The organism is Streptomyces sp. JW3, assembly GCF_052216785.1.
In the GTDB taxonomy this organism is placed as follows: domain Bacteria; phylum Actinomycetota; class Actinomycetes; order Streptomycetales; family Streptomycetaceae; genus Streptomyces.
On record NZ_JBQOUX010000127.1, the window covers coordinates 1612 to 23874 of the forward strand.

Sequence of the window (22263 nt, forward strand, 5' to 3'; positions counted from 1 at the left end):
TCGGCGGCTGGTGTGCGGGATGCGGGATCGGCGGCTGGTGTGCGGGATGCGGGATCGGCGGCTGGTGTGCGGGATGCGGGATCGGCGGCTGGTGTGCGGGATGCCGAATCGGCGGTCGGTGTGCGGGTGCCTGTCGTGCCCGGGTTCGCGCGGTGGTCTGCGGGGAGCGCGGGGGGCGGTTTCGCGAAGGCGGAGGGCAAGGCGCTGCGGGAGCGGGTGCCGCGGTCCGCGCACGCGGTGTTCGAGGCGGATCCGGGGCGGCCCGGCGCGGTGGCCGCCGTAACGGAGTCCAACCGGGGGCGAATACCCGAGCTGACCCCGATCCGGGTGGGGCGGATGGCGGCCGGCCCCTTCGCGTTCCTGCGCGGCGCGGCCGGGCTGATGGCCCACGACCTGGCGCGGACGCCGACGACCCGGATCCGGGCGCAGCTGTGCGGGGACGCGCACGCGGCCAACTTCGGCCTGTACGGGGACGCCCGGGGCGGGCTGGTCATCGACCTGAACGACTTCGACGAGACGGTGTCCGGTCCCTGGGAGTGGGACCTGAAGCGGCTCGCCGCCTCGCTGGTGCTGGCGGGCCGGGAGGCCGGGGCCGACGAGGACACCTGCCGGGCGGCCGCCCGGGACGCGGCGGGCGCCTACCGGCGCACGATGCGGCTGCTGGCCCGGCTGCCGGTGCTGGACGCCTGGAACGCCATCGCCGACGAGGAACTGGTCTCCCACACCGACGCGCACGATCTGCTGGGCACCCTGGAGCGGGTCGCCGAGAAGGCGCGGAACAACACCAGCGGGCGGTTCGCGGCGAAGTCGACCGAGGCCACCGAGGACGGCGGGCGGCGGTTCACGGACGCCCCGCCGGTGCTGCGCCGGGTGCCGGACGCCGAGGCGGCGGTGGTCGCGGCGGCCCTGGAGGAGTACGTGGGCACGCTGCCGGGGGACCGGCTGCCGCTGCTGGCCCGGTACGCGGTGCAGGACGTGGCGTTCCGGATCGTCGGCACGGGCAGCGTCGGGACCCGGTCGTACGTGGTGCTGCTGCTCGATCACCGCGGTGAGCCGCTGGTGCTCCAGGTGAAGGAGGCCAGGGCCTCCGCGCTGGTGCCGCATCTGGCGGCGGCCGGCTTCGAGGTGCCCGAAGCCGGGCACGAGGGGCGCCGGGTGGTGCTGGGGCAGAAGCGGATGCAGGTGGTCAGCGACATGCTGCTGGGCTGGACGACGGTGGCCGGACGGCCGTTCCAGGTACGGCAGTTCCGCAACCGCAAGGGCAGTGTCGACCCGGCCGCGCTCGCCGCCGACCAGGTCGACGACTACGCGCGGATGACCGGCGCGCTGCTGGCCCGTGCGCACGCGCACAGCGCCGATCCGCGCCTGATCGCCGGGTACTGCGGCAAGAACGAGGAGCTGGACGAGGCGGTGGCGGAGTTCGCCGTCGCGTACGCGGACCGCACCGAGGCGGACCACGCGGAGCTGGTGGCGGCGGTGCGGGCCGGGCGGATCGCGGCCGAGCCGGGGGTCTGAGGCCGTTTCCGGGTGTGGTGCGGGGGCGCGCCGGGCAGGGCCTAGGCTGGGCGTGTGACGACCCCGGAAGCTGAGCAAGGCGGTGCCGCGCGGCCCGAGGAACGGCTGGAGAAGGCCGTACGGGCCGCCGAGCAGGCGCTCATCGAGTACGAGATCGCGGTGGAGACCTTCCGGGTGGAGGTCGACAACTTCTCCCGGCTGCACCACCAGCGGCTCGGCCCGGTCTACGCCCGGCTCGACGAGCTGGAGGCGCTGATCCTGGAGGCGAAGGCCGCCCGCAGCGGTGCCGCCGAGGACCAGCGGCTGGCCGACGAGGCGCGGGCCCTGCTGATGCCGCTGCCGGGCGTCGAGGAGCTGACGCACGGCTGGATGGACGGCGACGGGCTGTTCCCCGAGGCCACCGCGATGCTCACCGGGCAGGAGGTACGGCCCCCGCAGCGGGTGCGGCCCAGCGAGGAGGCCCGCAAGCTGTACCGCGAGCTGGCCCGCCGGGCCCACCCCGACCTGGCGCAGGAGGACGGCGAGCGGGCCCGGCGCGAGGAGTTCATCACCCGGGTCAACGCCGCCTACGCCCGCGGCGACGCGGGGGAGCTGCGGCGGCTGGCCGAGGAGTGGGACGCCGGGCCGAAGGAGGAGCGCGGCCCGAGCCGCGCCGAGGAGCTGTACGCCCGGCTGGAGTGGCTGGCCGAGCGCAAGGAACTGCTCACCCGGGTCGCGAACGAGCTGGAGCAGAGCGCGATCGGCGGGATGCTGCGGCTGGCCCCGGACGATCCCGACCAGCTCCTTGAGGAGATCGCCGAGCAGCTGACCGCGCAGGTCGCCGAGCGGGAGGCGGAGCTCGCCGAGCTGCTGGGGCAGGCCGCGCCGGGCACCGGGTCCGGTAGCGTCGGGGCATGAGTTTCGGAGCTGGGGTTCCCACGGTCGAGGTCGCGGACCTCAAGGACGACGACTTCCTGCTGGACGTCCGCGAGGACGACGAGTGGCGGGCGGGGCACGCCGAAGGGGCGCTGCACATCCCGCTCAGCGAGTTCGTCGCCCGCTACGGCGAGCTGACCGAGGCCGCGCCCGAGGCCGGCCGGGTCCATGTGATCTGCCGGTCCGGCGGACGGTCGGCGCAGGTCACCATGTACCTGGCGCAGCAGGGCATCGACGCGGTGAACGTCGACGGCGGCATGCAGGTGTGGGCCGCGGCGGGCCGGCCCGTGGTGACGGACTCGGGCGAGCCGGGGCACGTCGCCTAAGACACTGTCGTCCGGCGAGTTCTCTGCGGAGGCTGTGGGCGCGCGCCGCGCCCAGTACCGTTCGCGTGCGAGTCCCGCCCGGTGGGTGCGGGACGGGTGCGACGACGGATGCCGGTATGCGGGAGCGGGGCTGGATGGACGCGTACGACTCGGGGCCTGGCGCCCGGCACGGTGCGGCCGACGGCGACGCCGCCCGCAGCGGGGTCGCCGCGCTCTCCCCGCGCTACCAGGTCGGCGCGGCGGTCGCGCTGGCGGTCGTCGCCGCCGTGGTCTCGGTCCATCTCGGCATGACGTTCCTGCATGTGGCGCCGTCGAACACGGTCACCAAGCAGCACGGTGACGTCATCGACGACTGGATCTACCCGGAGTTCGAGCAGAACTGGAAGCTGTTCGCGCCCAATCCGCTCCAGCAGAACATCTCCGTCCAGGTCCGCGCCGAGCTGAGCACGGCCGACGGCGGGGTCCGCACCACCGGCTGGTACGACCTGTCCGCCGCGGACGGCCGGGCCATCGACGGCAATCCGCTGCCCAGCCACACCCAGCAGAACGAGCTGCGCCGGGCCTGGGACTTCTACACCGCCACCCATGACTCCGACGACCGCGCGGTGGGGCTGCGCGGGGCGCTGTCCGAGGCGTATCTGCGCCGGATCGCCGTCCTGCGCCTGGCGCGGGCGGGCGCGGCCGGTGCGGGCGATGTGCTGGACCAGGTCCAGTACCGCTCCCGGACCAGCGCGGTGGAGCCGCCGGACTGGAGCGGGGAGCAGGTCTCCGACCGGACCGAGGTCCGGGAGCTGCCCTGGTGGCGGGTGCCGGCGCGTGAGGCGGACGGGGGCGTGGCGTGAACCGCGTCGCCCTGTCGGTCTCCCGGGGGATCGCCCGGGTCACCGAGGCCGCCCTCGGCCCGTATCAGACGGCGGTGGTCCGGATCGGGTTCGGCGCCACCTGGCTGCTGTTCCTGCTGCGGGAGTTCCCGCACCGCCATGAGCTGTACGGTCCGGACGGGCCGTGGAGCTGGGCCCTGGCCCGGCGGCTGACCGCGGACAACGGCGCGTTCACGGCGCTGATGTGGTCCGACGGCCGGCTCTGGTTCGAGACGGTGTACGCGCTGTCCCTGCTGGCGAGCGTGGTGCTGCTGCTGGGCTGGCGGACCCGGACCGCGTCGGTGCTGTTCATGGTCGGGGTGCTGTCGCTCCAGAACCGCAGCGTCTTCGTCGGTGACGGCGGCGACAACGTGCTGCACCTGATGAGCGTCTACCTCGTCTTCACGCGCTGCGGGCGGGTGTGGTCGCTGGACGCGCGCCGGGCCCGGCGGTCGGCGGCGGCGCGGGAGCGCGGCGAGCGGGTGCCGGACCGGACCGGGGTGGTGCTGTGGGCCGGGTTCGGGCTCGCGCTGGCCGCGGTGACGCTGACCGGGCGGGTCGACGGCTTCGGCGACGAGTGGCTGGTGCCGGCGCTGCTGTGGGGGGTGTGGCTGGGGCAGGCGCTGTGGTGGGCCGTGGGGCGGTGGGCGACGGGCGGCGAGCCGCGCGTCCTGCTGGACGTGATCGCCAACCTCGTGCACAACGGCGCCCTCCTGGTGATCATGGCGGAGGCGTGTCTGATCTACGCGACCGCCGGCTGGTACAAGGTGCAGGGCTCGCGCTGGCAGGACGGCACCGCCGTCTACTACCCCCTGCAACTGGAGTACTTCTCGCCCTGGCCGCAGCTCGCCGGTCTGCTGGCGGCCAGCGGCACGGTGGTGATGCTCATCACCTATGGAACGGTCGTGGTGCAGGTCGCGTTCCCGTTCACGCTGTTCAACCGGCGGGTCAAGAACGTGCTGCTGGCCGTCATGATGACCGAGCACGCGGTGATCGCCGCGGTGCTCGGGCTGCCGTTCTTCTCGCTGGCGATGATCGTGGCGGACGCGGTGTTCCTGCCGACGCCGTTCCTGCGCCGGCTCGGCGCGGTGGCGGCCCGGGTGGCGGCGCGGGTGGTGCGGCGCCGGGACGGGGCGGCGGTGGCGGTGCCCGCGCAGGGCGTTCCCGAGGACGCCGGGCCCACGCACGTAGGCTTCGGGGCATGAGCGACCCGCGCCCGACCGACCCCCTGCGCGCCTGGCGCCGGCTCGCCGGCGACCGGGTTCTGCTGGACGGCTTCCACGCCCTCAAGCACGCGCTGCGCTTCGGGGCTGACGTCCCGATGGCGGTCGCCGCCGACCGGGCCGCGGCGCTCGCCCTCGCCGACGAACTGGCACCGGACGTACGGGAGCGGCTGGCCGGTCTGCTCACCGAGGTCACGCCCGAGGCGTACGCCTCGCTGGTGGCGCGTCCGCATCCCACCGCGGTGGCCGCGCTGGCGGTACGTCCGGCGCGGGCGGCGGCGCTGCGGCGACTGGCGCGCACTGCGCGTACGGCGCCCGTCGTGGTCCTCGACCAGCCGCGCAACCTCGGCAACGCGGGGGCGGTGATCCGGCTGGCCGCCGGGTTCGGCGCGACCGGCGTGGTCACCACCGGCACCCTCGACCCCTGGCACCCCACCGTGGTGCGCGGCGGGGCAGGGCTGCACTTCGCGACCGCCGTGGAGCGGCTGGCGGTGGCGGAGCTGCCGCCGGGCCCGGTGTTCGCGCTGGACCCGGCGGGCGAGGACCTGCGGGGGCTGAAGCTGCCCGACGACGCGCTGCTCGCCTTCGGGTCCGAACGCAGCGGCCTCTCCGCCGAGTTGCGGGCCCGGGCCGACCACCTGGTCGCCCTGCCGATGCGGCCGCAGGTCTCCAGCTACAACCTGGCGACCAGTGTGGCGATGGCGCTGTACCACTGGAGTGCGGGGCGGCTGTCCTAGTAGGACTTGGTCAGGCCGGCCGGCGGACCTCGATGACCCGGAAGCGGCTCGCGACGAACGCGCCGTCGGTGAGGGCCGCGTTGGCCGCCGGGTTGCCGCCCGAGCCGTGGAAGTCGGAGAAGGCGGCCGTCTGGTTGACGTACACCCCGCCGGTCAGGTTGACGGAGAGCTGGGCGGCCTCCTGGAGGCAGACCTCCTCGACGGCCCGCTCGACCGCCGCGTCGGTGGTGTGGGCGCCGACGGTCATCGCGCCCTTCTCGCGCACGGCGCGGCGCAGCAGGTCGGTGGCGTCGGCGGCCGAGTCGACGGCGACGGCGAAGGAGACCGGGCCGAAGCACTCGCTCAGGTAGGCGGGTTCGTCGGCGGCGCCGTCCCAGTACTTGCGCGCGCCGTCCAGTTTGACGATCACCGGGGTGCGGACGACCGCGTCGGGGAAGTCGGGATGCGGCACCGCGCGGGAGGCGAGGGCGACTTCGCCCAGCCGGCCGGCGGCTTCCAGGCGGGCCTTGACGTCCGGGTTGACGAGCGCGCCGAGCAGCGCGCTCGCCCGCGCGTCGTCGCCGAGCAGGGCGTCGACCGCGCGGGCCAGGTCGGCGGTCACCTCGTCGTAGGACTTGGGGCCCTGGTCGGTGCGGATGCCGGTGCGCGGGATCAGCAGGTTCTGCGGGGTGGTGCACATCTGGCCGCTGTACAGGGAGAGGGAGAAGGCCAGGTTGGCGAGCATGCCCCGGTAGTCGTCGGTGGACTCGACGAGCACCGTGTTGACGCCGGCCTTCTCGGTGAAGACCTGGGCCTGGCGGGCGTGCGTCTCCAGCCAGTCGCCGAAGGCGGTGGAGCCGGTGTAGTCGATGATCCGGATCTCGGGGCGGGTGGCGAGGGTCTTGGCGAGGCCCTCGCCGGGGGCCTCGGCGGCCAGCGCGACCAGGTTCGGGTCGAAGCCGGCCTCGGTGAGCACCGCGCGGGCGGCGGCCACGGTGAGGGCGAGCGGCAGCACCGCGCGGGGGTGCGGTTTGACCAGCACCGCGTTGCCGGTGGCCAGGGAGGCGAACAGGCCCGGGTAGCCGTTCCAGGTCGGGAAGGTGTTGCAGCCGATGACCAGGCCGATGCCGCGCGGGACCGGGGTGAAGCTCTTGGTCAGCGTCAGCGGGCCGCGCTTGCCCTGCGGCTTGGTCCACTCGGCGCGCTCGGGGACCCGGGTCTGCTCCGCGTAGGCGTACGCCACCGCCTCCAGGCCGCGGTCCTGGGCGTGCGGGCCGCCCGCCTGGAACGCCATCGGGTACGCCTGCCCGGAGGTGTGCATCACCGCGTGCGCGAACTCGTGCGACCGGTCGTTGATCCGCTTCAGGATCTCCAGGCAGACCAGCGCGCGGAGCTCGGCGCCCGCGTCCCGCCAGGCGGCCTGGCCGGCCCGCATGGCGGGCAGCAGCACGTCGAGGTCCGCGTGCGGGTAGCCGACGCCGAGCTCGGGGCCGTACGGGGAGGTCTCGGCGCCCACCCAGCCGTCGGTGCCGGGCTGGCCGAGGTCGAGGCGGGTGCCGAGCAGGGCGTCGAACGCGGCCTTGCCGGCCGCCGGGGCCAGGCTGCCCTGCTCGCCGTACGCCTTGGGGTGCTCGGGGTGCGGGGACCAGTACGCGCGCGTGCGGATCGCTTCCAGGGCCCGGTCGAGGGTGGGCCGGTGGCCGGCGAGCAGGGCGTGCGGGGTGAGCCCGGTGGTGCGTTCGGCGGTGGGGGCGGTGGCGGGTTCGGTGACGGATTCGGTGGCCATGCGGGACCAACTCCTCGTTCTCCTGAGCCGCGCGTCGGGCTCCGGGGCCCGAAGGCCCTGGTGGGAACAGCGGGACAGGCGAATCCTGGGCGGGAACCATCGGACACGGCTAGAGTAACCGAACGATCGGTCGGGACAAGGGGACCCGCGGCATCTGTGGAAAACCCGGTGCGGGAGGATCGCGCACATGACAGCACTCGACCTCAGCAGCCCCGTGGCCGTCGTCGGCGCCGGCACCATGGGCCAGGGCATCGCCCAGGTCGCACTGGTGGCGGGCCATCCCGTACGGCTGTACGACACCGTCCCCGGGCGGGCCCGGGAGGCGGCCGGCGCGATCGGCGCCCGGCTCGACCGGCTGGTGGAAAAAGGACGGCTGCCGGCCGGCGGCCGGGACGCCGCCCGGGCCCGGCTGACGCCCGCCGAGGACTTGGCCGGGCTGGCCGGCTGCGCGCTGGTGGCGGAGGCGGTGGTGGAACGGCTGGAGGTCAAGCAGGAGCTGTTCCGCGCCCTGGAGGACGTCGTCGACGACGACTGTCTGCTCGCCACCAACACCTCCTCGCTGTCCGTCACCGCGATCGGCGGCGCGCTGCGCGTCCCGGGCCGCTGCGTGGGTCTGCACTTCTTCAACCCGGCGCCGTTGCTGCCGCTGGTGGAGGTGGTCTCCGGGTTCGCCACCGACCCGTCGTCCGCCACGCGCGCGTACGACACCGCCCGCGCCTGGGGCAAGACGCCGGTCGCCTGCGCCGACACCCCCGGCTTCCTCGTCAACCGCGTCGCCCGGCCCTTCTACGCCGAGGCGTTCGCCGTGTACGAGGACCAGGGCGCCGATCCGGCCACCATCGACGCCGTGCTGCGCGAGTGCGGCGGCTTCAGGATGGGCGCCTTCGAGCTGACCGACCTGATCGGACAGGACGTCAACGAGGCCGTCACGCACTCCGTGTGGACGTCGTTCTTCCAGGACGCCCGCTTCCGGCCGTCGCTCGCCCAGCGGCGCCTGGTGGAGTCCGGCCGGCTGGGCCGCAAGAGCGGACGGGGCTGGTACGACTACCGGGACGGCGGCGACGGCGACGGCGCGGGTGGCGGGGGCGACCGCGGTGGTGCCGGGCGGCCCGAGCCGCACACCGCCGGGCCGGCCGACCGGCCCCCGTACATCGTCGTGCACGGCGACTTGGGCCCGGCCGCCGCGCTGGTGCCGATGGCCCGCGAGGCCGGCATCGAGGTCCGCGCGGCGGACGACGGGTACGACGACGAGTACGACGCGCGGATCGTCCTGCCCGGGGGCGGCGAGCTGTACCTGACGGACGGCCGGACCGCCGGGGAGCGCGACGTCGTCCACTTCGACCTCGCCCTCGACTACCGCGCGGCCACCCGGGTCGCGCTGTCCGCGGGACCGGACACCGCGGCCCGGACGCTCCAGGAGGCCACCGGCCTGTTCCAGGCACTCGGCAAGCAGGTCAGCGTGATCGGGGACGTCCCCGGCATGATCGTCGCACGGACCGTCGCGCGGATCATCGACCTGGCCCACGAGGCGGTCGCCCAGGGGGTGGCGACCGCGGCGGACGTCGACACGGCGATGCGGCTGGGCGTCAACTACCCCGCCGGGCCCTTCGCGTGGGCGCGTTCGCTGGGACCGGCCTGGGCGTACGCCCTGCTCCACGCCGTGCACCTGCGTGACCCTTCCGGCCGCTGCGCGCCGTCCCTGGCGCTGTACCGGCACGCCCACGCCTGCGACCAGCGGGAGGACCGCCCCTCATGACCACCGCCAAGCGTGACTCGTACACCCCTCAGACCCTGCTCTCGGTCGCCGTGCGGGTCTTCAACGAGCGCGGCTACGACGGCACCTCCATGGAGCACCTGTCCAAGGCGGCCGGTATCTCCAAGTCGTCGATCTACCACCATGTGGCCGGCAAGGAGGAACTGCTGCGCCGGGCCGTCAGCCGGGCCCTGGACGGACTGTTCGGCATCCTCGACGAGGAGCACGCGCGCGTGGGGCCCGCCGCCGGGCGGCTGGAGTACGTGGTGCGGCGCATGGTCGAGGTGCTCATCGCGGAGCTGCCGTACGTGACGCTGCTGCTGCGGGTGCGCGGCAACACCGCCACCGAGCGGTGGGCGCTGGAGCGGCGCCGCGACTTCGACCACCGGGTGGCCGCGCTGGTGAAGGCGGCGGCCGCCGAGGGCGACGTGCGCGACGACGTGGACGGACGGCTGGCGACCCGGCTGGTCTTCGGGATGATCAACTCGATCGTCGAGTGGTACCGGCCGGACGGCCGGGGCGCGGGCCGGCGGGAGGTCGCCGACGCGGTGGTGCGGCTGGTGTTCGGGGGACTGAGGGAAGGATCCTAGTTCCGGGGCTCCAGGTCCTGTTCCTCGAAGACCAGCAGCGTGCGGGTGCTGAGCACCTGGGGGATCGCCTGGATCCGGGTCAGGACCAGCTCGCGCAGCGCCCGGTTGTCGGGCGTGTGGACCAGCAGCAGGACGTCGAAGTCGCCGCCCACCAGGGCGATGTGGGCGGCCCCCGGCAACTCCTCCAACTGCTCGCGCACCGTCCGCCAGGAGTTCTGGACGATCTTCAGGGTGATGTACGCGGAGGTGCCCTGCCCCGCGCGTTCGTGGTCGACGCGGGCACTGAAGCCGCGGATCACGCCGTCCTCGACCAGCCGGTTGATCCGCGCGTAGGCGTTGGCCCGGGAGACATGGACCCGTTCGGCGACCGACCGTATCGAGGCACGGCCGTCCGCCTGGAGGATGCGCAGGATGTCCTGGTCGATCGCGTCCAGGGGGCGCGGGGGCGGCGGAGCGGCGCTGTCCTGCGGGCGCTCGGCCATTTGTTCAGCTGCCATCTCCCCCGACCTCCCTACCATGGACGTACTGCGTCCATCACAGGCTGTGCAGAACCGTTTGTCCACAACCCGGGGGGCGTCGTAGCCAAAATGTGCCGACGACCGAACAATCGGTAGGTGAGACCCGTCACACCCGTGGCGTGCCGCGAACCACTCCCACGAGGAGGTGCCGTCATGACGGTCATGGAGCAGCGGATTGCGTACCGGCCGGCTCCGCCGCCCGCCTGGCAGCCCCGCACGGACCCCGCGCCGCTGCTGCCCGACGCCGCGCCGTACCGCGTCCTCGGCACCGAGGCCGCCGACGCGGCCGACCCCGCGCTGCTGCGCGCGCTGCACGCCCGCCTGGTGGCCGGCCGGCGGTTCAACGCGCAGGCCACCGCCCTCACCAAGCAGGGCCGGCTCGCCGTCTACCCGTCCAGCACCGGGCAGGAGGCCTGCGAGATCGCCGCCGCGCTGGTGCTCCGGGAGCGCGACTGGCTCTTCCCCAGCTACCGCGACACGCTCGCCGTGATCACCCGCGGCGTCGATCCGGTCCAGGCGCTCACCCTGCTGCGCGGCGACTGGCACACCGGCTACGACCCCTACGAGCACCGCGTCGCCCCCCTCTCCACCCCGCTCGCCACCCAGCTTCCGCATGCCGTCGGCCTCGCGCACGCCGCCCGGCTGGGGGGCGACGACGTGGTCGCGCTGGCCATGGTCGGCGACGGCGGCACCAGCGAGGGCGACTTCCACGAGGCGCTGAACTTCGCCGCCGTCCGGCGCTCCCCGGTCGTCTTCCTGGTCCAGAACAACGGCTTCGCGATCTCCGTCCCGCTCGCCAAGCAGACCGCGGCCCCGTCGCTGGCCCACAAGGCCGTCGGCTACGGCATGCCCGGCCGGCTGGTCGACGGCAACGACGCGGTCGCCGTCCACCAGGTACTCTCCGACGCCGTACGGCACGCGCGCGACGGCGGCGGCCCGGTCCTGGTGGAGGCGATCACGTACCGCTTGGACGCCCACACCAACGCCGACGACGCCACCCGTTACCGGGGCGACGCCGAGGTGGCCACCTGGCGCGGGCACGACCCCGTCGACCTCCTGGAGCGCGAGCTGACCCGGCGCGGACTGCTCGACGAGGACACCGCGCGGGCCGCCCACGAGGCCGCCGAGGCGCTCGCCGCCGACCTGCGCGCGCGGATGCACCAGGACCCCCGGCTGGACCCCATGGAGCTGTTCGCCCACGTCTACGCCGAACCGACCCCGCAACTGCGCGAGCAGCGGGCGCTGCTGCGGGCGGAGCTGGCGGCGGAGGCGGAGGCGGAAGCAGAGGCAGAAGCCGGGGCAGAGGTGGAGGCCGGGGCAGAGGTGGAGGCCGGGGCAGAGGTGGAGGCCGGGGCCGGGGCGGGCGTGGCCGGGGCGGGGCGATGAGCACCGTCGCCGCCCGGCCGGCCACCATGGCGGGGGCTCTCACCCGCGCGCTGCGCGACGCCATGGCCGCCGACCCGGCCGTGCACGTCCTGGGCGAGGACGTCGGCACCCTCGGCGGGGTCTTCCGGGTCACCGACGGACTCGCCGCGGAGTTCGGCGAGGACCGCTGCACGGACACGCCGCTCGCCGAGGCCGGCATCCTCGGCACGGCCGTCGGCATGGCGATGTACGGGCTGCGCCCGGTGGTGGAGATGCAGTTCGACGCCTTCGCCTACCCGGCGTTCGAACAGCTCGTCTCGCACGTGGCCCGGATGCGCAACCGCACCCGGGGCGCGATGCCGCTGCCGCTCACCGTCCGCATCCCCTACGGCGGCGGCATCGGCGGCGTCGAGCACCACAGCGACTCCTCCGAGGTGTACTACCTGGCCACCCCCGGCCTGCACGTGGTCACGCCCGCGACCGTCGCCGACGCCTACGGACTGCTGCGCGCCGCCATCGCCTCCGACGACCCGGTGGTCTTCCTGGAGCCCAAGCGGCTGTACTGGTCCAAGGACGCCTGGAACCCCGAGCGGCCGGCAGCCGTTGAACCGATAGGCCGCGCGGTGGTGCGGCGCTCGGGCCGGAGCGCCACACTCATCACGTACGGACCGTCCCTGCCCGTCTGCCTGGCGGCGGCCGAGGCGGCCCGGGCCGAGGGCTGGGACCTCGAAGTCGTCGACCTGCGCTCCCTGGTGCCGTTCGACGACGAGACGGTGTGCGCCTCGGTGCGGCGGACGGGACGCGCGGTCGTCGTCCACGAGTCGGGCTCCTTCGGTGGCCCGGGCGGGGAGATCGCGGCCCGGATCACCGAGCGCTGCTTCCATCAGCTGGAAGCACCGGTGCTGCGGGTGGCCGGGTTCGACATCCCGTATCCGCCGCCGATGCTGGAGCGCCACCACCTGCCCGGTGTGGACCGGGTGCTGGACGCGGTGGGGCGTCTGCAATGGGAGGCCGAGAGCTGATGGCAGCACAGGTACGGGAGTTCCGGCTCCCCGACCTCGGTGAGGGGCTCACCGGGGCGGAGATCGTGCGCTGGATGGTCGAGGTCGGCGACACCGTCGCCGTCGACCAGCCGGTGGTCGAGGTCGAGACGGCCAAGGCGATGGTGGAGGTGCCCTGCCCCTACGGCGGCGTGGTCACCGAGCGGTTCGGCGCCGAGGGTGCGGAAGTGCCGGTGGGGGCGCCGCTGTTGGCGGTGGCGGCCGGGGCGGAGGCGACGGCCGGGGCGGACGAGGCGGACGGCGGGGGCGGCGGGGGAGACGGTGGTGACGCCGGGAATGTCGCGGAGGCCGGGAATGCCGGGGACGCCGGGGACAGTGCTGGGCGGGACGAGGGCTCGGGCAACGTGCTCGTGGGGTACGGGACCGCGGGGGCGCCCGCGCGGCGGCGCCGGGTGCGGCCCGGGGAGCCGGTGTCCGTGGCCGGGGCCCCGGAGCGGCACGGGGTTCCCGCGCGGGTGAACGGCCGGGTGGCGGACGCCGAGCGGGCCGAGGGGCCGGTGCCGGTCATCTCCCCGCTGGTCCGCCGGCTGGCCCGGCGAAACGGCCTGGACCTGCGCGAGCTGCCCGGTTCGGGACCGGACGGGCTGATCCTGCGCGCGGACGTGGAGTACGCGCTGCGGGCCGCCGCCGCGCAGGGCCGTACGGCGGTGCCGCGCGGTGAGCCGGACGGCCGCGGCGCCCTCACGGGCCGCGACCGTACGGTGCCCGAGGGCATCCAGGGCATCCAGGGCATCCAGGGCATCCAGGGCATCCAAGGCGCCACGGGCGGCGGCGACGGTGCCGCGGGCGTCCGGGTCCCGCTCAAGGGTGTCCGCGGTGCCGTCGCCGACAAGCTGACCCGCAGCCGGCGCGAGATACCGGACGCGACCGTCTGGGTGGACGCCGACGCGACCGGGCTGACGCGGGCGCGCACCGCGATGAACGCGGCCGGGGGGCCGAAGATCTCGCTGCTCGCCCTGCTGGCCCGGATCTGCACCGCGGCCCTCGCCCGCTTCCCTGAGCTGAACGCCACCGTCGACACCCAGGCCCGGGAGATCGTCCGGTTCGACCGGGTGCACCTCGGCTTCGCCGCGCAGACCGACCGGGGCCTGGTGGTGCCGGTGGTCCGTGACGCGCACACCCGGGACGCCGAGTCACTCACCGCCGAGTGCGCCCGGCTGACCGAGGCCGCCCGGGCCGGGACGCTGGCCCCCGCCGACGTCACCGGCTCCACCTTCACGCTGAACAACTACGGCGTGTACGGCGTCGACGGCTCCACGCCGATCCTCAACCACCCCGAGGCCGCCATGCTCGGCGTCGGCCGGATCGCGGCCAAACCCTGGGTGCACGAGGGGGAGTTGGCGGTCCGGCAGGTCGTGCAGCTGTCGCTCACCTTCGACCACCGGGTGTGCGACGGAGGCACGGCGGGCGGATTCCTGCGGTACGTCGCCGACTGCGTGGAACAGCCGGCGGTCCTGCTGCGCACACTCTGATTGCGGGCCCTCCCCCGCGTTCCCTGTGATCGGTCGGGCCCGCATACTCGGGGGGTGACCGCGAACGAGCCCTCCGAGGCCCGGACCGACGCCCGGGAGGACGAAGCCGCGCGCGACGCCCGGGAGGACGAAGCCGCGCGCGACGCCGGGTACGACGCCGTCGTGCTGGCCGGTGGTGCCGCCCGGCGGCTCGGCGGCGCCGACAAGCCCGGAGTGCGGGTCGGCGGGCGCGCGCTGCTGGACCGGGTGCTGACCGCCTGCGCCGGAGCCTCGGCCACCGTCGTCGTCGCCGGTCCCCGGCCGACCGTACGGCCCGTCGTCTGGGCCCGTGAGGACCCGCCCGGCGCCGGACCGGTGGCCGCGCTCGCCGCCGGGCTGCGGCACACCACGGCGGAGTACGTCGCCGTACTCTCGGCCGACCTGCCGTTCCTGCACGGAGCGACCGTGCGGCGGCTGCTGACGGCGGTCGCGGCCGGTTCCGCCGGTACCGAGGGGGCGCTGCTCACCGACACCGACGGGCGGGACCAGCCGCTGGTCGCCGCCTACCGGGCGGCCGCGCTCCGCCGTGAACTGGCCGCACTGGCCGACGCGCACGCGGGGCTGACCGGGCTGCCGCTGCGCCGGCTCACCGCGGGGCTGCGACTCGTTCGCGTCCCCGATCCCGTCGCGTCCTTCGACTGCGACACCTGGGACGACATCGCCACCGCAAGGGCACGCATCAGGGAGCATGGGCACGTGTTGGATGAATGGATTTCCGCCGCCAAGGACGAACTGGGCATCGAGCTCGACGTCGACACCGCCGTCCTGCTCGACCTGGCCCGGGACGCCGCCCACGGGGTGGCCCGGCCCGCCGCCCCGCTGACCACCTTCCTCGTCGGCTACGCGGCCGCACGGGCCGGTGGCGGGCCCGAGGCCGTCGCCGAGGCCGCCCGCAAGGCCGCGGCGCTCGCCCTGCGCTGGGCGGAGGAAGGCGCCGCCGGGACGGCCCCCGCCCCCGGCGGCCGTCCGGACGCCGGATGACCGCCCGCTCCGGCGGGACGGGTCTGGACGCCGAGGACCTCGACGTCGAGGAGGCACTCGCCCTCGTGAACGACCAGGCCGACACCGGGGGTGATCAATCCGGCGATCACTCCGGGGACCGCTTCGGTGGTCCCGCCGGCGACCGCCGCCGTGGCGACCGGGCCGAACCCCGCCGCGCCTCCCGTCCGGACACCCCTCGTCCGGACGCCCCCCGCCCCGACGCCTCCCGCCAGGACGCCTCCCGCCAGGACGCCTCCCGCCAGGACGCCTACCGCCAGGACGCCTACCGCCAGGACGCCTCCCACCCGGAAGCCTCCCACCCGGAAGCCACCCGCCCGGACGGCTCCCGGCATCGCGCTGCCCACCGTGCGGCTTCCTGGCCCGCCGCCCGCAGGGTCGCCGAGCGGGCCGGGCGGGCCGGTGCCCGGACCGCCGGGCGGCAGCCGGTCTCCGTCCGCCTCGACACGGCCCTCGGACTCACCCTGGCCGCGCCGCTCGGGGCCCTCACCGATCTGCCCCCCTTCGACACCTCGGCGATGGACGGCTGGGCGGTCGCGGGTCCCGGCCCCTGGACCGTGCGTGAGGAGGGCGTCCTCGCGGGCCACGCCGCGCACCCGCTGCTCGCCGACGGCGAGGCCGTACGGATCGCCACCGGCGCCCGGGTCCCCGCCGACACCACGGCCGTACTCCGCAGCGAACACGGCCGTACCGACCCGCAGCACCGGCTGCACGCCACCCGCGCGGTGACGCAGGGCCAGGACATCCGCCCGCGCGGCCAGGAGTGCGGGCGCGGCGACCAACTGCTGCCGGCCGGTGCCCTGGTGACCCCGGCGGTGCTGGGACTGGCCGCGGCGGCCGGGTACGACACGCTCACCGTGGTGCCCCGGCCGCGCGCCGAGATCCTGGTGCTCGGCGACGAGCTGCTCACCGAGGGGCTGCCGCACGACGGACTCATCCGGGACGCGCTCGGCCCGATGCTGCCGTCCTGGCTGCGGGCGCTGGGCGCCGAGGTGACCGCGGTGCGCCGGCTCGGTGACGACGCCGACGCCCTGCACCGGGCGGTCACCGGGTCCGACGCCGACCTGATCGTCACCACCGGCGGCACGGCCGCGGGCCCGGTCGACCACGTCCACCCCACGCTGCACCGGGTCGGCGCCGAACTCCTGGTGGACGGCGTCCAGGTGCGGCCCGGCCACCCCATGCTGCTGGCCCGGACCGGTGCGGCCCAGCACCTCGTGGGGTTGCCCGGCAATCCCCTCGCCGCCGTCTCCGGGCTGCTCACCCTCGCGGAGCCGCTGCTGCGGACCCTGGCGGCCCGCCCGTCGCCGGAACCGTACGCGCTGCCGCTGCGCGGCGAGGTGCACGGGCACCCGCACGACACCCGGCTCGTCCCCGTGGTCCTGCGCGGCGACGGCGCCGTGCCGCTGCACTACAACGGACCGGCCATGCTGCGGGGGATCGCGGCCGCCGACGCCCTGGCGGTCGTACCTCCGGGCGGTGCGCGGCCGGGGCAGGAGGCCGAGATGCTCGATCTGCCCTGGGCCACCGGCGGAATCGGAGTGTGTTTCACGTGAAACTTCCCGGCCATGACGCGATCGCGCGCCAGGCGGACGAGCATCTCGTGACCCACAAGGTGAAGCTGCCCAGAAAGCTGGTGGAGCACCCGTTCCGCCAGGTGGGGAAGCGGCTCTCCTGGGCCCTCGTCGTCCTGGTGGCGACCGCGTTGATCGTGTGGGCCGACAGCGACGGCTACAACGACAACTCGGACGGCTCGGTCGATCTCCTCGACGCGTTCTACTACGCGACCGTCACCCTCTCCACCACCGGGTACGGCGACATCACACCGGTCAGCGACGCCGCCCGGCTGACCAACATCTTCGTCATCACGCCGCTGCGCGTGCTGTTCCTGATCATCCTGGTCGGCACCACGCTGGAAGCCCTCACCGAACGCACCCGGGAGGAATGGCGACTGAACCGCTGGAGGTCCACCTTGCGCGATCACACCGTCGTCGTCGGTTTCGGCACGAAGGGGAGGTCGGCGGTCCGGACCGTCTGTGCGACCGGGCTGCGGAGGGAACAGGTCGTGGTGGTCGACCCGAGCGGCAAGGCGATCGAGGCCGCCACGGCCGACGGTTTCGCCGGGGTGATAGGCGATGCCACCCGCAGTGAGGTGCTCAAGCGGGCCGAGGTGCACAAGGCCCGGCAGATCATCATCGCGACCCAGCGCGACGACACGGCGGTGCTGGTGGCGCTGACGGCCCGGCAGCTCAACAAGGGCGCCAAGATCGTGGCCGCGGTCCGCGAGGAGGAGAACGCGCCGCTGCTGAAGCAGTCGGGCGCCGATGCCGTGATCACCAGCGCCAGTGCCGCGGGCCGGCTGCTCGGGCTCTCCGTGCTGAGCCCCGCCGCCGGCATGGTGATGGAGGACCTCATCAGCCAGGGCAGCGGTCTCGACATCGTCGAACGGCCCGTCATAAAGGCCGAGGTGGGCAAGGGCCCCCGGGAGGTCGACGACCTGGTGGTGAGCGTGCTGCGCGGGCACCGGGTGCTCGGCTACGACGACCCCGCCGTCGGCGGGCTGGAACTGACCGACCGGCTGATCACGATCGTCCGGGCGACCCCGGGGAACCAGGTCGCGCCGGACTCCCGTCCGCTGCCCCGGGACTGACCGCCGCCGTCTCCCCCGGTCACTTGCGGTTGTAGAGCCGCATCGTGACCGGGCCGAAGACCGCCAGGACCAGTGCCGACCAGCCCAGCGACCAGGCGATCTCGTCGGCCGGCCAGTCGCCCGCCATCAGGCCGCGCACCGCGGAGGCCACGTGGGTGATCGGGCTGTTGTTGACGAACGCCTGGAGCCAGCCGGGCATGGTCGACGGGTCGACGAAGACGTTGGACAGGAAGGTGAGCGGGAAGATCACCATCATGCTGACGCTCATCACCGCCTTCTCGGTGCGCAGCATCAGCCCGAACATGGTCCAGATCCACGAGAAGGCGAACGAGAACACCAGCAGCAGCGCGATCCCGGCGATCACCCCGACGACCCCGCCGTCCGGCCGGTAGCCGAGGATCAGACCCACGGCGAGCATCACCACGGAAGCGATGGTGTAGCGCAGCGCGTCGCCGAGCAGATAGCCGACCATCGCGGCCGGCCGCCAGATCGGCAGCGTGCGGAAGCGGTCGAAGACGCCCTTCTCGATGTCGGTGTTGACCGACACCCCGGTGTACATCGTGATCATGACGACCGACATCACCAGGATGCCGGGCAGCACGAACTGGATGTAGTCACCCGGCGAACCGGCCAGCGCACCGCCGAAGAGGTACGTGAACATCAGCAGGTTCATGATCGGGAACGCGGTGACGTCGAAGAGCTGTTCCGGCACGTGCTTGATCTTGAGGATCGCGCGCCAGCCGAAGGTCAGGGACGCCGACAGGGAACTGGGCCGCGGCGGCCGTTCCCCGGCGACCAGCAGGGCGGCCAGCGACTCGGCGCTGACCGGGGCGAGTTCCTTGTGCTCGGTGTTCGTGGCCGTACTGGTGCTCATGCCGCCACCTCGTCCTTCGGGTCGTCGCCGCCGGCGTCGGGGAGGGCCTCTTGGCCGGTGTCGTGCCCGGTGTCGTGGCCGGTGTCGTGGCCGGTCAGGGCCAGGAAGACCTCGTCGAGGCTGGGCTGCCCCAGGGAGAAGTCGTCCACGGTGACGCCGGCCCGGGTCAGCGCGGTGAGCGCGCGGGCGGCCTGGTCGGCGGCGGCGTCCTCGGCCGTCGCGTTCAGCCGGGCGGTCAGCGCCACCGGGTCGCCCTCCAGCTGCACCTCGGCGGCGAGCAGCTCGCGCAGCAGCCGCTCGGCCTCCGGCCGCCGGTCCGCGTCCCGCAGCCGCAGATGGACGGAGCCGGCGCCGACGGACGCCTTCAGCTCGCCCTTGGTCCCCTCGGCGATCACCTTGCCCTTGTCGATGACGGCGATCCGGGCGGCGAGCTGGTCGGCCTCGTCCAGGTACTGGGTGGTCAGCAGCACGGTGGTGCCCTGGGCGACGACCGCGCGCACGATGTCCCAGACCTGGTTGCGGCTGCGCGGGTCCAGGCCGGTGGTCGGCTCGTCCAGGAAGAGCAGGTCGGGGGTGTTGAGGATGGACGCGGCGATGTCGATACGGCGCCGCATGCCGCCGGAGTAGTGCTTGACCTGCCGGGCGGCGGCGGCCGTCAGCCCGAAGGCCTCCAGCAGTTGCCCGGCGCGCTGCCGGGCGGCGGTCTTGCCGTGGCCGAGGAGGCGGCCGAGCAGCGTCAGGTTCTCGGTGCCGGTGAGGTCCTCGTCGACGGACGCGTACTGGCCGGTGAGGCTCACCCGGCCGCGTACCTCGTCCGCCTCGCGCACCACGTCGTGGCCGAAGACGCGGGCTTCGCCGCCGTCCGGCCGCAGCAGCGTCGCGAGGATCTTCACCGCGGTGGTCTTGCCGGCCCCGTTCGGCCCGAGCACGCCGTAGACCGTGCCGGCCGGGACCCGCAGGTCCACGCCGTCGACGGCCCGGGTCGCGCCGAACGTCTTGACCAGGCCCGCGGTCTCGATCGCCAGGCCGGACGGCTGCGTACTCATGCTGGGAGTCCTTCCGCGTTCTTGGTCCACGCATGGGAAGACCTTTACCGTCCCGCAAACTCATCGCTCGCGCACAGGGTTTTCGGCAGCGGCGTGACGGGGGCGCGCGGCGGGCGGGAGTAGCGTCCCCTTCATGCATGCGATCACGATCCCCGAACCCGGAGGCCCCGAGGCGCTGGTCTGGGCCGAGGTCCCCGACCCCGTGCCCGGCGAGGGCGAGGTCCTCGTCGAGGTGACGGCCAGCGCCGTCAACCGGGCCGACATCATGCAGCGGCAGGGTTTCTACCCGCCGCCGCCCGGCGCGTCCCCCTACCCCGGCCTGGAGTGCTCCGGACGCGTCGCCGCGCTCGGCACCGGCGTCTCCGGCTGGTCGGTGGGCGACGAGGTGTGCGCGCTGCTGTCCGGCGGCGGATACGCCGAGCAGGTCGTCGTCCCGGCCGGGCAGCTGCTGCCGGTCCCAGCGGGCGTCGGCCTGAAGCAGGCCGCGGCCCTGCCCGAGGTGGTCTGCACCGTCTGGTCGAACGTCTTCATGAACGCCCGGCTGCGGGCTGGCGAGACCTTCCTCGTGCACGGCGGTTCCAGCGGCATCGGCACCATGGCGATCCAGCTGGCCAAGGCGGTCGGTGCCGAGGTCGCCGTGACGGCGGGCACCGCCGAGAAGCTGGCGCGCTGCGCCGAGCTGGGCGCGGACATCCTGGTGAACTACCGGGAGCAGGACTTCGTCGCCGAGGTCAAGGAGGCGACCGGCGGGGCCGGCGCCGATGTCATCCTCGACAACATGGGCGCCAAGTACCTGGACCGCAACCTCCAGGCGCTCGCCTTCAACGGCCGGCTCGCGATCATCGGCATGCAGGGCGGCCGGAAGGCCGAGCTGGACATCGGCGCCCTGCTCGCCAAGCGCGCCGCGGTGACCGCCGCCGGGCTGCGCGCCCGTCCCAAGGAGGAGAAGGCGACCATCGTGGCGGCCGTGCGCGAGCACGTCTGGCCCCTGCTCGCCGAGGGCCGCATCCGGCCGATCGTCGACCGGGAACTTCCGATGAGCGACGCGCCCGCCGCCCACCGGATCGTCGAGGAGAGCGGTCACATCGGGAAGGTGCTGCTGGTCGCGCCGTAGTACGGGGCCGGTCCCCGCCCCGCTCACGTCCGGCGCAGCCGCAGACCGACGAAGCCGAGGGCCAGCCCCAGTCCGACGAGGACCAGTCCGCTGCCCAGGGGCAGGAACCGCGGGGCGGTCCCGGACTCGCCCCCGGCGTGCGCGGCGGGGCGGGTGCCGGGGCGCACCGGGTGCTCGGAGGGAGCCGGCCCGGCCTCTTCGGCCTCCCCGGCCGCTTTGGGGCTCGCGAAGGCGTCGTCGTCCGGCCCGACCGGCACAGTCCCCTCCCCCTCCCCGTCCCCCTCCCGCTCCGTCTCCCCCTCCCTCTCCCTCTCCCCCTCCCTCTCCCTCTCCCTCTCCGTCTCCGGCCGTCCGGGCCGCTGTCGTCCCTCGCCGGCCCGGCTGCCGGCGCGGGAGGGTTCGGCGGCGGGACGGGGGGCGTCCCCCGACCGGATCGACGGCGTCGGCGCAGAAGGTCCCGGGGACTCCGACGGCTTCGGCGCAGCCGCCGATGGACTCGCCGGACCCGGCGACGGCCGGGCGGACGCCACCGCGCCCGGGGGGACCGGCTCCGCGCCGTACGCCGCACCCGTCGGGCCGGGGAACAGGACCGCGCCCACCCCCACGAGCCCGGTCAGCCCGGCCAGTCCCGTCGCCCGCAATGTGCCCAGCCATGGAGTCACGCCGGTGACCCCCTCCCGGTACCAGTCGCCAAGATCGACGGAACAAGCCTCACACCGGTCGACCATTCCGGCATTCCGGGCGGAGCCGAACGCGGCCGGCCCGGTTCGGGCGGGGGCGCCACGGTGTCGCGGTGCGGGCGTGCGAGAGAATGACGGCATGGAGATGCCGAGGAACGACAGGTCGTCGGAGAACCCCCAGATCCTGGTCGTCGGCCAGGACGGCATGGCGCTCAGCGGCGGCGGTGACGGAGACGAGGACGTCCGGGAGACCCCGGTGACGGACCAGGTCGAACAGCCCGCGAAGGTCATGCGCATCGGCAGCATGATCAAGCAGCTCCTGGAGGAGGTGCGCGCGGCTCCCCTGGACGACGCCAGCCGGGCCCGGCTCAAGGAGATCCACTCCAGCTCGGTGAAGGAGCTGGAGGACGGTCTCGCGCCGGAGCTGGTGGAGGAGCTGGAGCGGCTCTCGCTGCCCTTCACGGAGGGGGCGACCCCCAGCGACGCGGAGCTGCGGATCGCGCAGGCGCAGCTGGTCGGCTGGCTGGAGGGGCTGTTCCACGGGATTCAGACCACCCTGTTCGCCCAGCAGATGGCGGCGCGCGCCCAGCTGGAGCAGATGCGCCGGGCCCTGCCGCCGGGCCTGGGCGACGCCGAGGAGGGCCCGCACCCGGGCGGCCGCTCGGGCGGCCCGTACCTCTAGACCTCGCCCCAGGGCCCGTACCTCCGGGCCCACCCCACCCCTACGTCCACGATCGATCCCGCGGGGGCCCCCCCCCCCC

The 22263-nt window shown here is 74.4% G+C and carries 21 protein-coding genes; 16 read left to right on the plus strand and 5 right to left on the minus strand.

Annotation, left to right across the window (positions count from 1 at the left end):
- The first annotated feature begins 66 nt into the window (after positions 1-66).
- The 6 genes from ACTT8P_RS33425 to ACTT8P_RS33450 all read left to right on the plus strand — a co-directional run bounded on the left by ACTT8P_RS33425 (position 67) and on the right by ACTT8P_RS33450 (position 5576).
- Positions 67-1515, plus strand: coding sequence for a DUF2252 domain-containing protein (locus ACTT8P_RS33425; protein ID WP_442835541.1), 1449 nt, complete (start codon positions 67-69; stop codon positions 1513-1515).
- A 54-nt stretch (positions 1516-1569) separates the two neighbouring features.
- Positions 1570-2412, plus strand: a complete 843-nt coding sequence (locus ACTT8P_RS33430; protein WP_442835542.1) for a J domain-containing protein — start codon at positions 1570-1572, stop codon at positions 2410-2412.
- Complete coding sequence (locus ACTT8P_RS33435; RefSeq protein ID WP_442835543.1) at positions 2409-2756, plus strand: rhodanese-like domain-containing protein; 348 nt, start codon at positions 2409-2411, stop codon at positions 2754-2756. The genes ACTT8P_RS33430 and ACTT8P_RS33435 overlap by 4 nt, the downstream gene beginning before the upstream one ends.
- A gap of 65 nt (positions 2757-2821) precedes the next feature.
- Positions 2822-3598, plus strand: a complete 777-nt coding sequence (locus ACTT8P_RS33440; RefSeq protein WP_442835544.1) for a DUF5819 family protein — start codon at positions 2822-2824, stop codon at positions 3596-3598.
- Entirely contained in the window at positions 3595-4821 is a 1227-nt protein-coding gene (locus tag ACTT8P_RS33445) for an HTTM domain-containing protein (RefSeq protein WP_442835545.1), read from the plus strand. Before ACTT8P_RS33440 ends, ACTT8P_RS33445 begins: the two co-directional genes overlap by 4 nt.
- Complete coding sequence (locus ACTT8P_RS33450) at positions 4818-5576, plus strand: TrmH family RNA methyltransferase (protein WP_442835546.1); 759 nt, start codon at positions 4818-4820, stop codon at positions 5574-5576. Before ACTT8P_RS33445 ends, ACTT8P_RS33450 begins: the two co-directional genes overlap by 4 nt.
- Before the next feature lie 10 nt (positions 5577-5586).
- On the opposite strand, the gene paaN is transcribed toward ACTT8P_RS33450, so the two are convergent.
- Entirely contained in the window at positions 5587-7341 is a 1755-nt protein-coding gene (gene paaN, locus ACTT8P_RS33455; RefSeq protein WP_442835547.1) for a phenylacetic acid degradation protein PaaN, read from the minus strand.
- Between the two features lie 187 nt (positions 7342-7528).
- Here paaN and ACTT8P_RS33460 point away from each other — a divergent pair, with 187 nt between their 5' ends.
- Together ACTT8P_RS33460 and ACTT8P_RS33465 are read left to right on the plus strand one after the other, a co-directional pair.
- A complete protein-coding gene (locus ACTT8P_RS33460) occupies positions 7529-9097 on the plus strand; it encodes a 3-hydroxyacyl-CoA dehydrogenase (RefSeq protein ID WP_442835548.1) in 1569 nt (522 codons plus the stop codon).
- Entirely contained in the window at positions 9094-9684 is a 591-nt protein-coding gene (locus ACTT8P_RS33465; protein WP_442835549.1) for a TetR/AcrR family transcriptional regulator, read from the plus strand. The genes ACTT8P_RS33460 and ACTT8P_RS33465 overlap by 4 nt, the downstream gene beginning before the upstream one ends.
- Here ACTT8P_RS33465 and ACTT8P_RS33470 read toward each other — a convergent pair.
- Positions 9681-10166: an Lrp/AsnC family transcriptional regulator gene (locus tag ACTT8P_RS33470; RefSeq protein ID WP_442835560.1), complete on the minus strand. Its 486-nt coding sequence runs from the start codon at positions 10164-10166 to the stop codon at positions 9681-9683. The two genes, ACTT8P_RS33465 and ACTT8P_RS33470, sit on opposite strands and share 4 nt — an antisense overlap.
- Before the next feature lie 189 nt (positions 10167-10355).
- Between ACTT8P_RS33470 and ACTT8P_RS33475 the strand changes: the two genes are divergently transcribed.
- The 6 genes from ACTT8P_RS33475 (at position 10356) to ACTT8P_RS33500 (ending at position 17788) form a co-directional block, all read left to right on the plus strand.
- A complete protein-coding gene (locus ACTT8P_RS33475; RefSeq protein ID WP_442835550.1) occupies positions 10356-11588 on the plus strand; it encodes a thiamine pyrophosphate-dependent dehydrogenase E1 component subunit alpha in 1233 nt (410 codons plus the stop codon).
- Entirely contained in the window at positions 11585-12589 is a 1005-nt protein-coding gene (locus ACTT8P_RS33480) for an alpha-ketoacid dehydrogenase subunit beta (RefSeq protein WP_442835551.1), read from the plus strand. The genes ACTT8P_RS33475 and ACTT8P_RS33480 overlap by 4 nt, the downstream gene beginning before the upstream one ends.
- A complete protein-coding gene (locus ACTT8P_RS33485; RefSeq protein WP_442835552.1) occupies positions 12589-14100 on the plus strand; it encodes a dihydrolipoamide acetyltransferase family protein in 1512 nt (503 codons plus the stop codon). Before ACTT8P_RS33480 ends, ACTT8P_RS33485 begins: the two co-directional genes overlap by 1 nt.
- Before the next feature lie 162 nt (positions 14101-14262).
- The gene (locus ACTT8P_RS33490; RefSeq protein WP_442835561.1) at positions 14263-15120 is read left to right on the plus strand and encodes an NTP transferase domain-containing protein; all 858 of its coding nucleotides are present in this window, start codon (positions 14263-14265) and stop codon (positions 15118-15120) included.
- Complete coding sequence (locus tag ACTT8P_RS33495) at positions 15117-16694, plus strand: molybdopterin-binding protein (RefSeq protein ID WP_442835553.1); 1578 nt, start codon at positions 15117-15119, stop codon at positions 16692-16694. The genes ACTT8P_RS33490 and ACTT8P_RS33495 overlap by 4 nt, the downstream gene beginning before the upstream one ends.
- Positions 16691-17788, plus strand: a complete 1098-nt coding sequence (locus ACTT8P_RS33500; RefSeq protein WP_442835554.1) for a potassium channel family protein — start codon at positions 16691-16693, stop codon at positions 17786-17788. The genes ACTT8P_RS33495 and ACTT8P_RS33500 overlap by 4 nt, the downstream gene beginning before the upstream one ends.
- A gap of 19 nt (positions 17789-17807) precedes the next feature.
- Here the strand turns inward: ACTT8P_RS33500 and ACTT8P_RS33505 are convergent, their stop codons facing one another.
- Positions 17808-18662: an ABC transporter permease gene (locus tag ACTT8P_RS33505; protein ID WP_442835555.1), complete on the minus strand. Its 855-nt coding sequence runs from the start codon at positions 18660-18662 to the stop codon at positions 17808-17810.
- Positions 18659-19708 carry an ATP-binding cassette domain-containing protein gene (locus tag ACTT8P_RS33510; RefSeq protein WP_442835556.1) on the minus strand — a complete coding sequence of 350 codons (1050 nt, stop codon included), beginning with the start codon at positions 19706-19708 and terminating at the stop codon, positions 18659-18661. The genes ACTT8P_RS33505 and ACTT8P_RS33510 overlap by 4 nt, the downstream gene beginning before the upstream one ends.
- 133 nt (positions 19709-19841) lie before the next feature.
- On the opposite strand from ACTT8P_RS33510, the gene ACTT8P_RS33515 reads away from it, so the two are divergent.
- Positions 19842-20822, plus strand: a complete 981-nt coding sequence (locus ACTT8P_RS33515; protein WP_442835557.1) for an NAD(P)H-quinone oxidoreductase — start codon at positions 19842-19844, stop codon at positions 20820-20822.
- Between the two features lie 23 nt (positions 20823-20845).
- On the opposite strand, the gene ACTT8P_RS33520 is transcribed toward ACTT8P_RS33515, so the two are convergent.
- Complete coding sequence (locus ACTT8P_RS33520) at positions 20846-21079, minus strand: hypothetical protein (RefSeq protein ID WP_442835558.1); 234 nt, start codon at positions 21077-21079, stop codon at positions 20846-20848.
- Positions 21080-21641: 562 nt separating this feature from the next.
- On the opposite strand from ACTT8P_RS33520, the gene ACTT8P_RS33525 reads away from it, so the two are divergent.
- The gene (locus ACTT8P_RS33525; RefSeq protein ID WP_442835559.1) at positions 21642-22184 is read left to right on the plus strand and encodes a bacterial proteasome activator family protein; all 543 of its coding nucleotides are present in this window, start codon (positions 21642-21644) and stop codon (positions 22182-22184) included.
- The last annotated feature ends 79 nt before the right edge of the window (positions 22185-22263 follow it).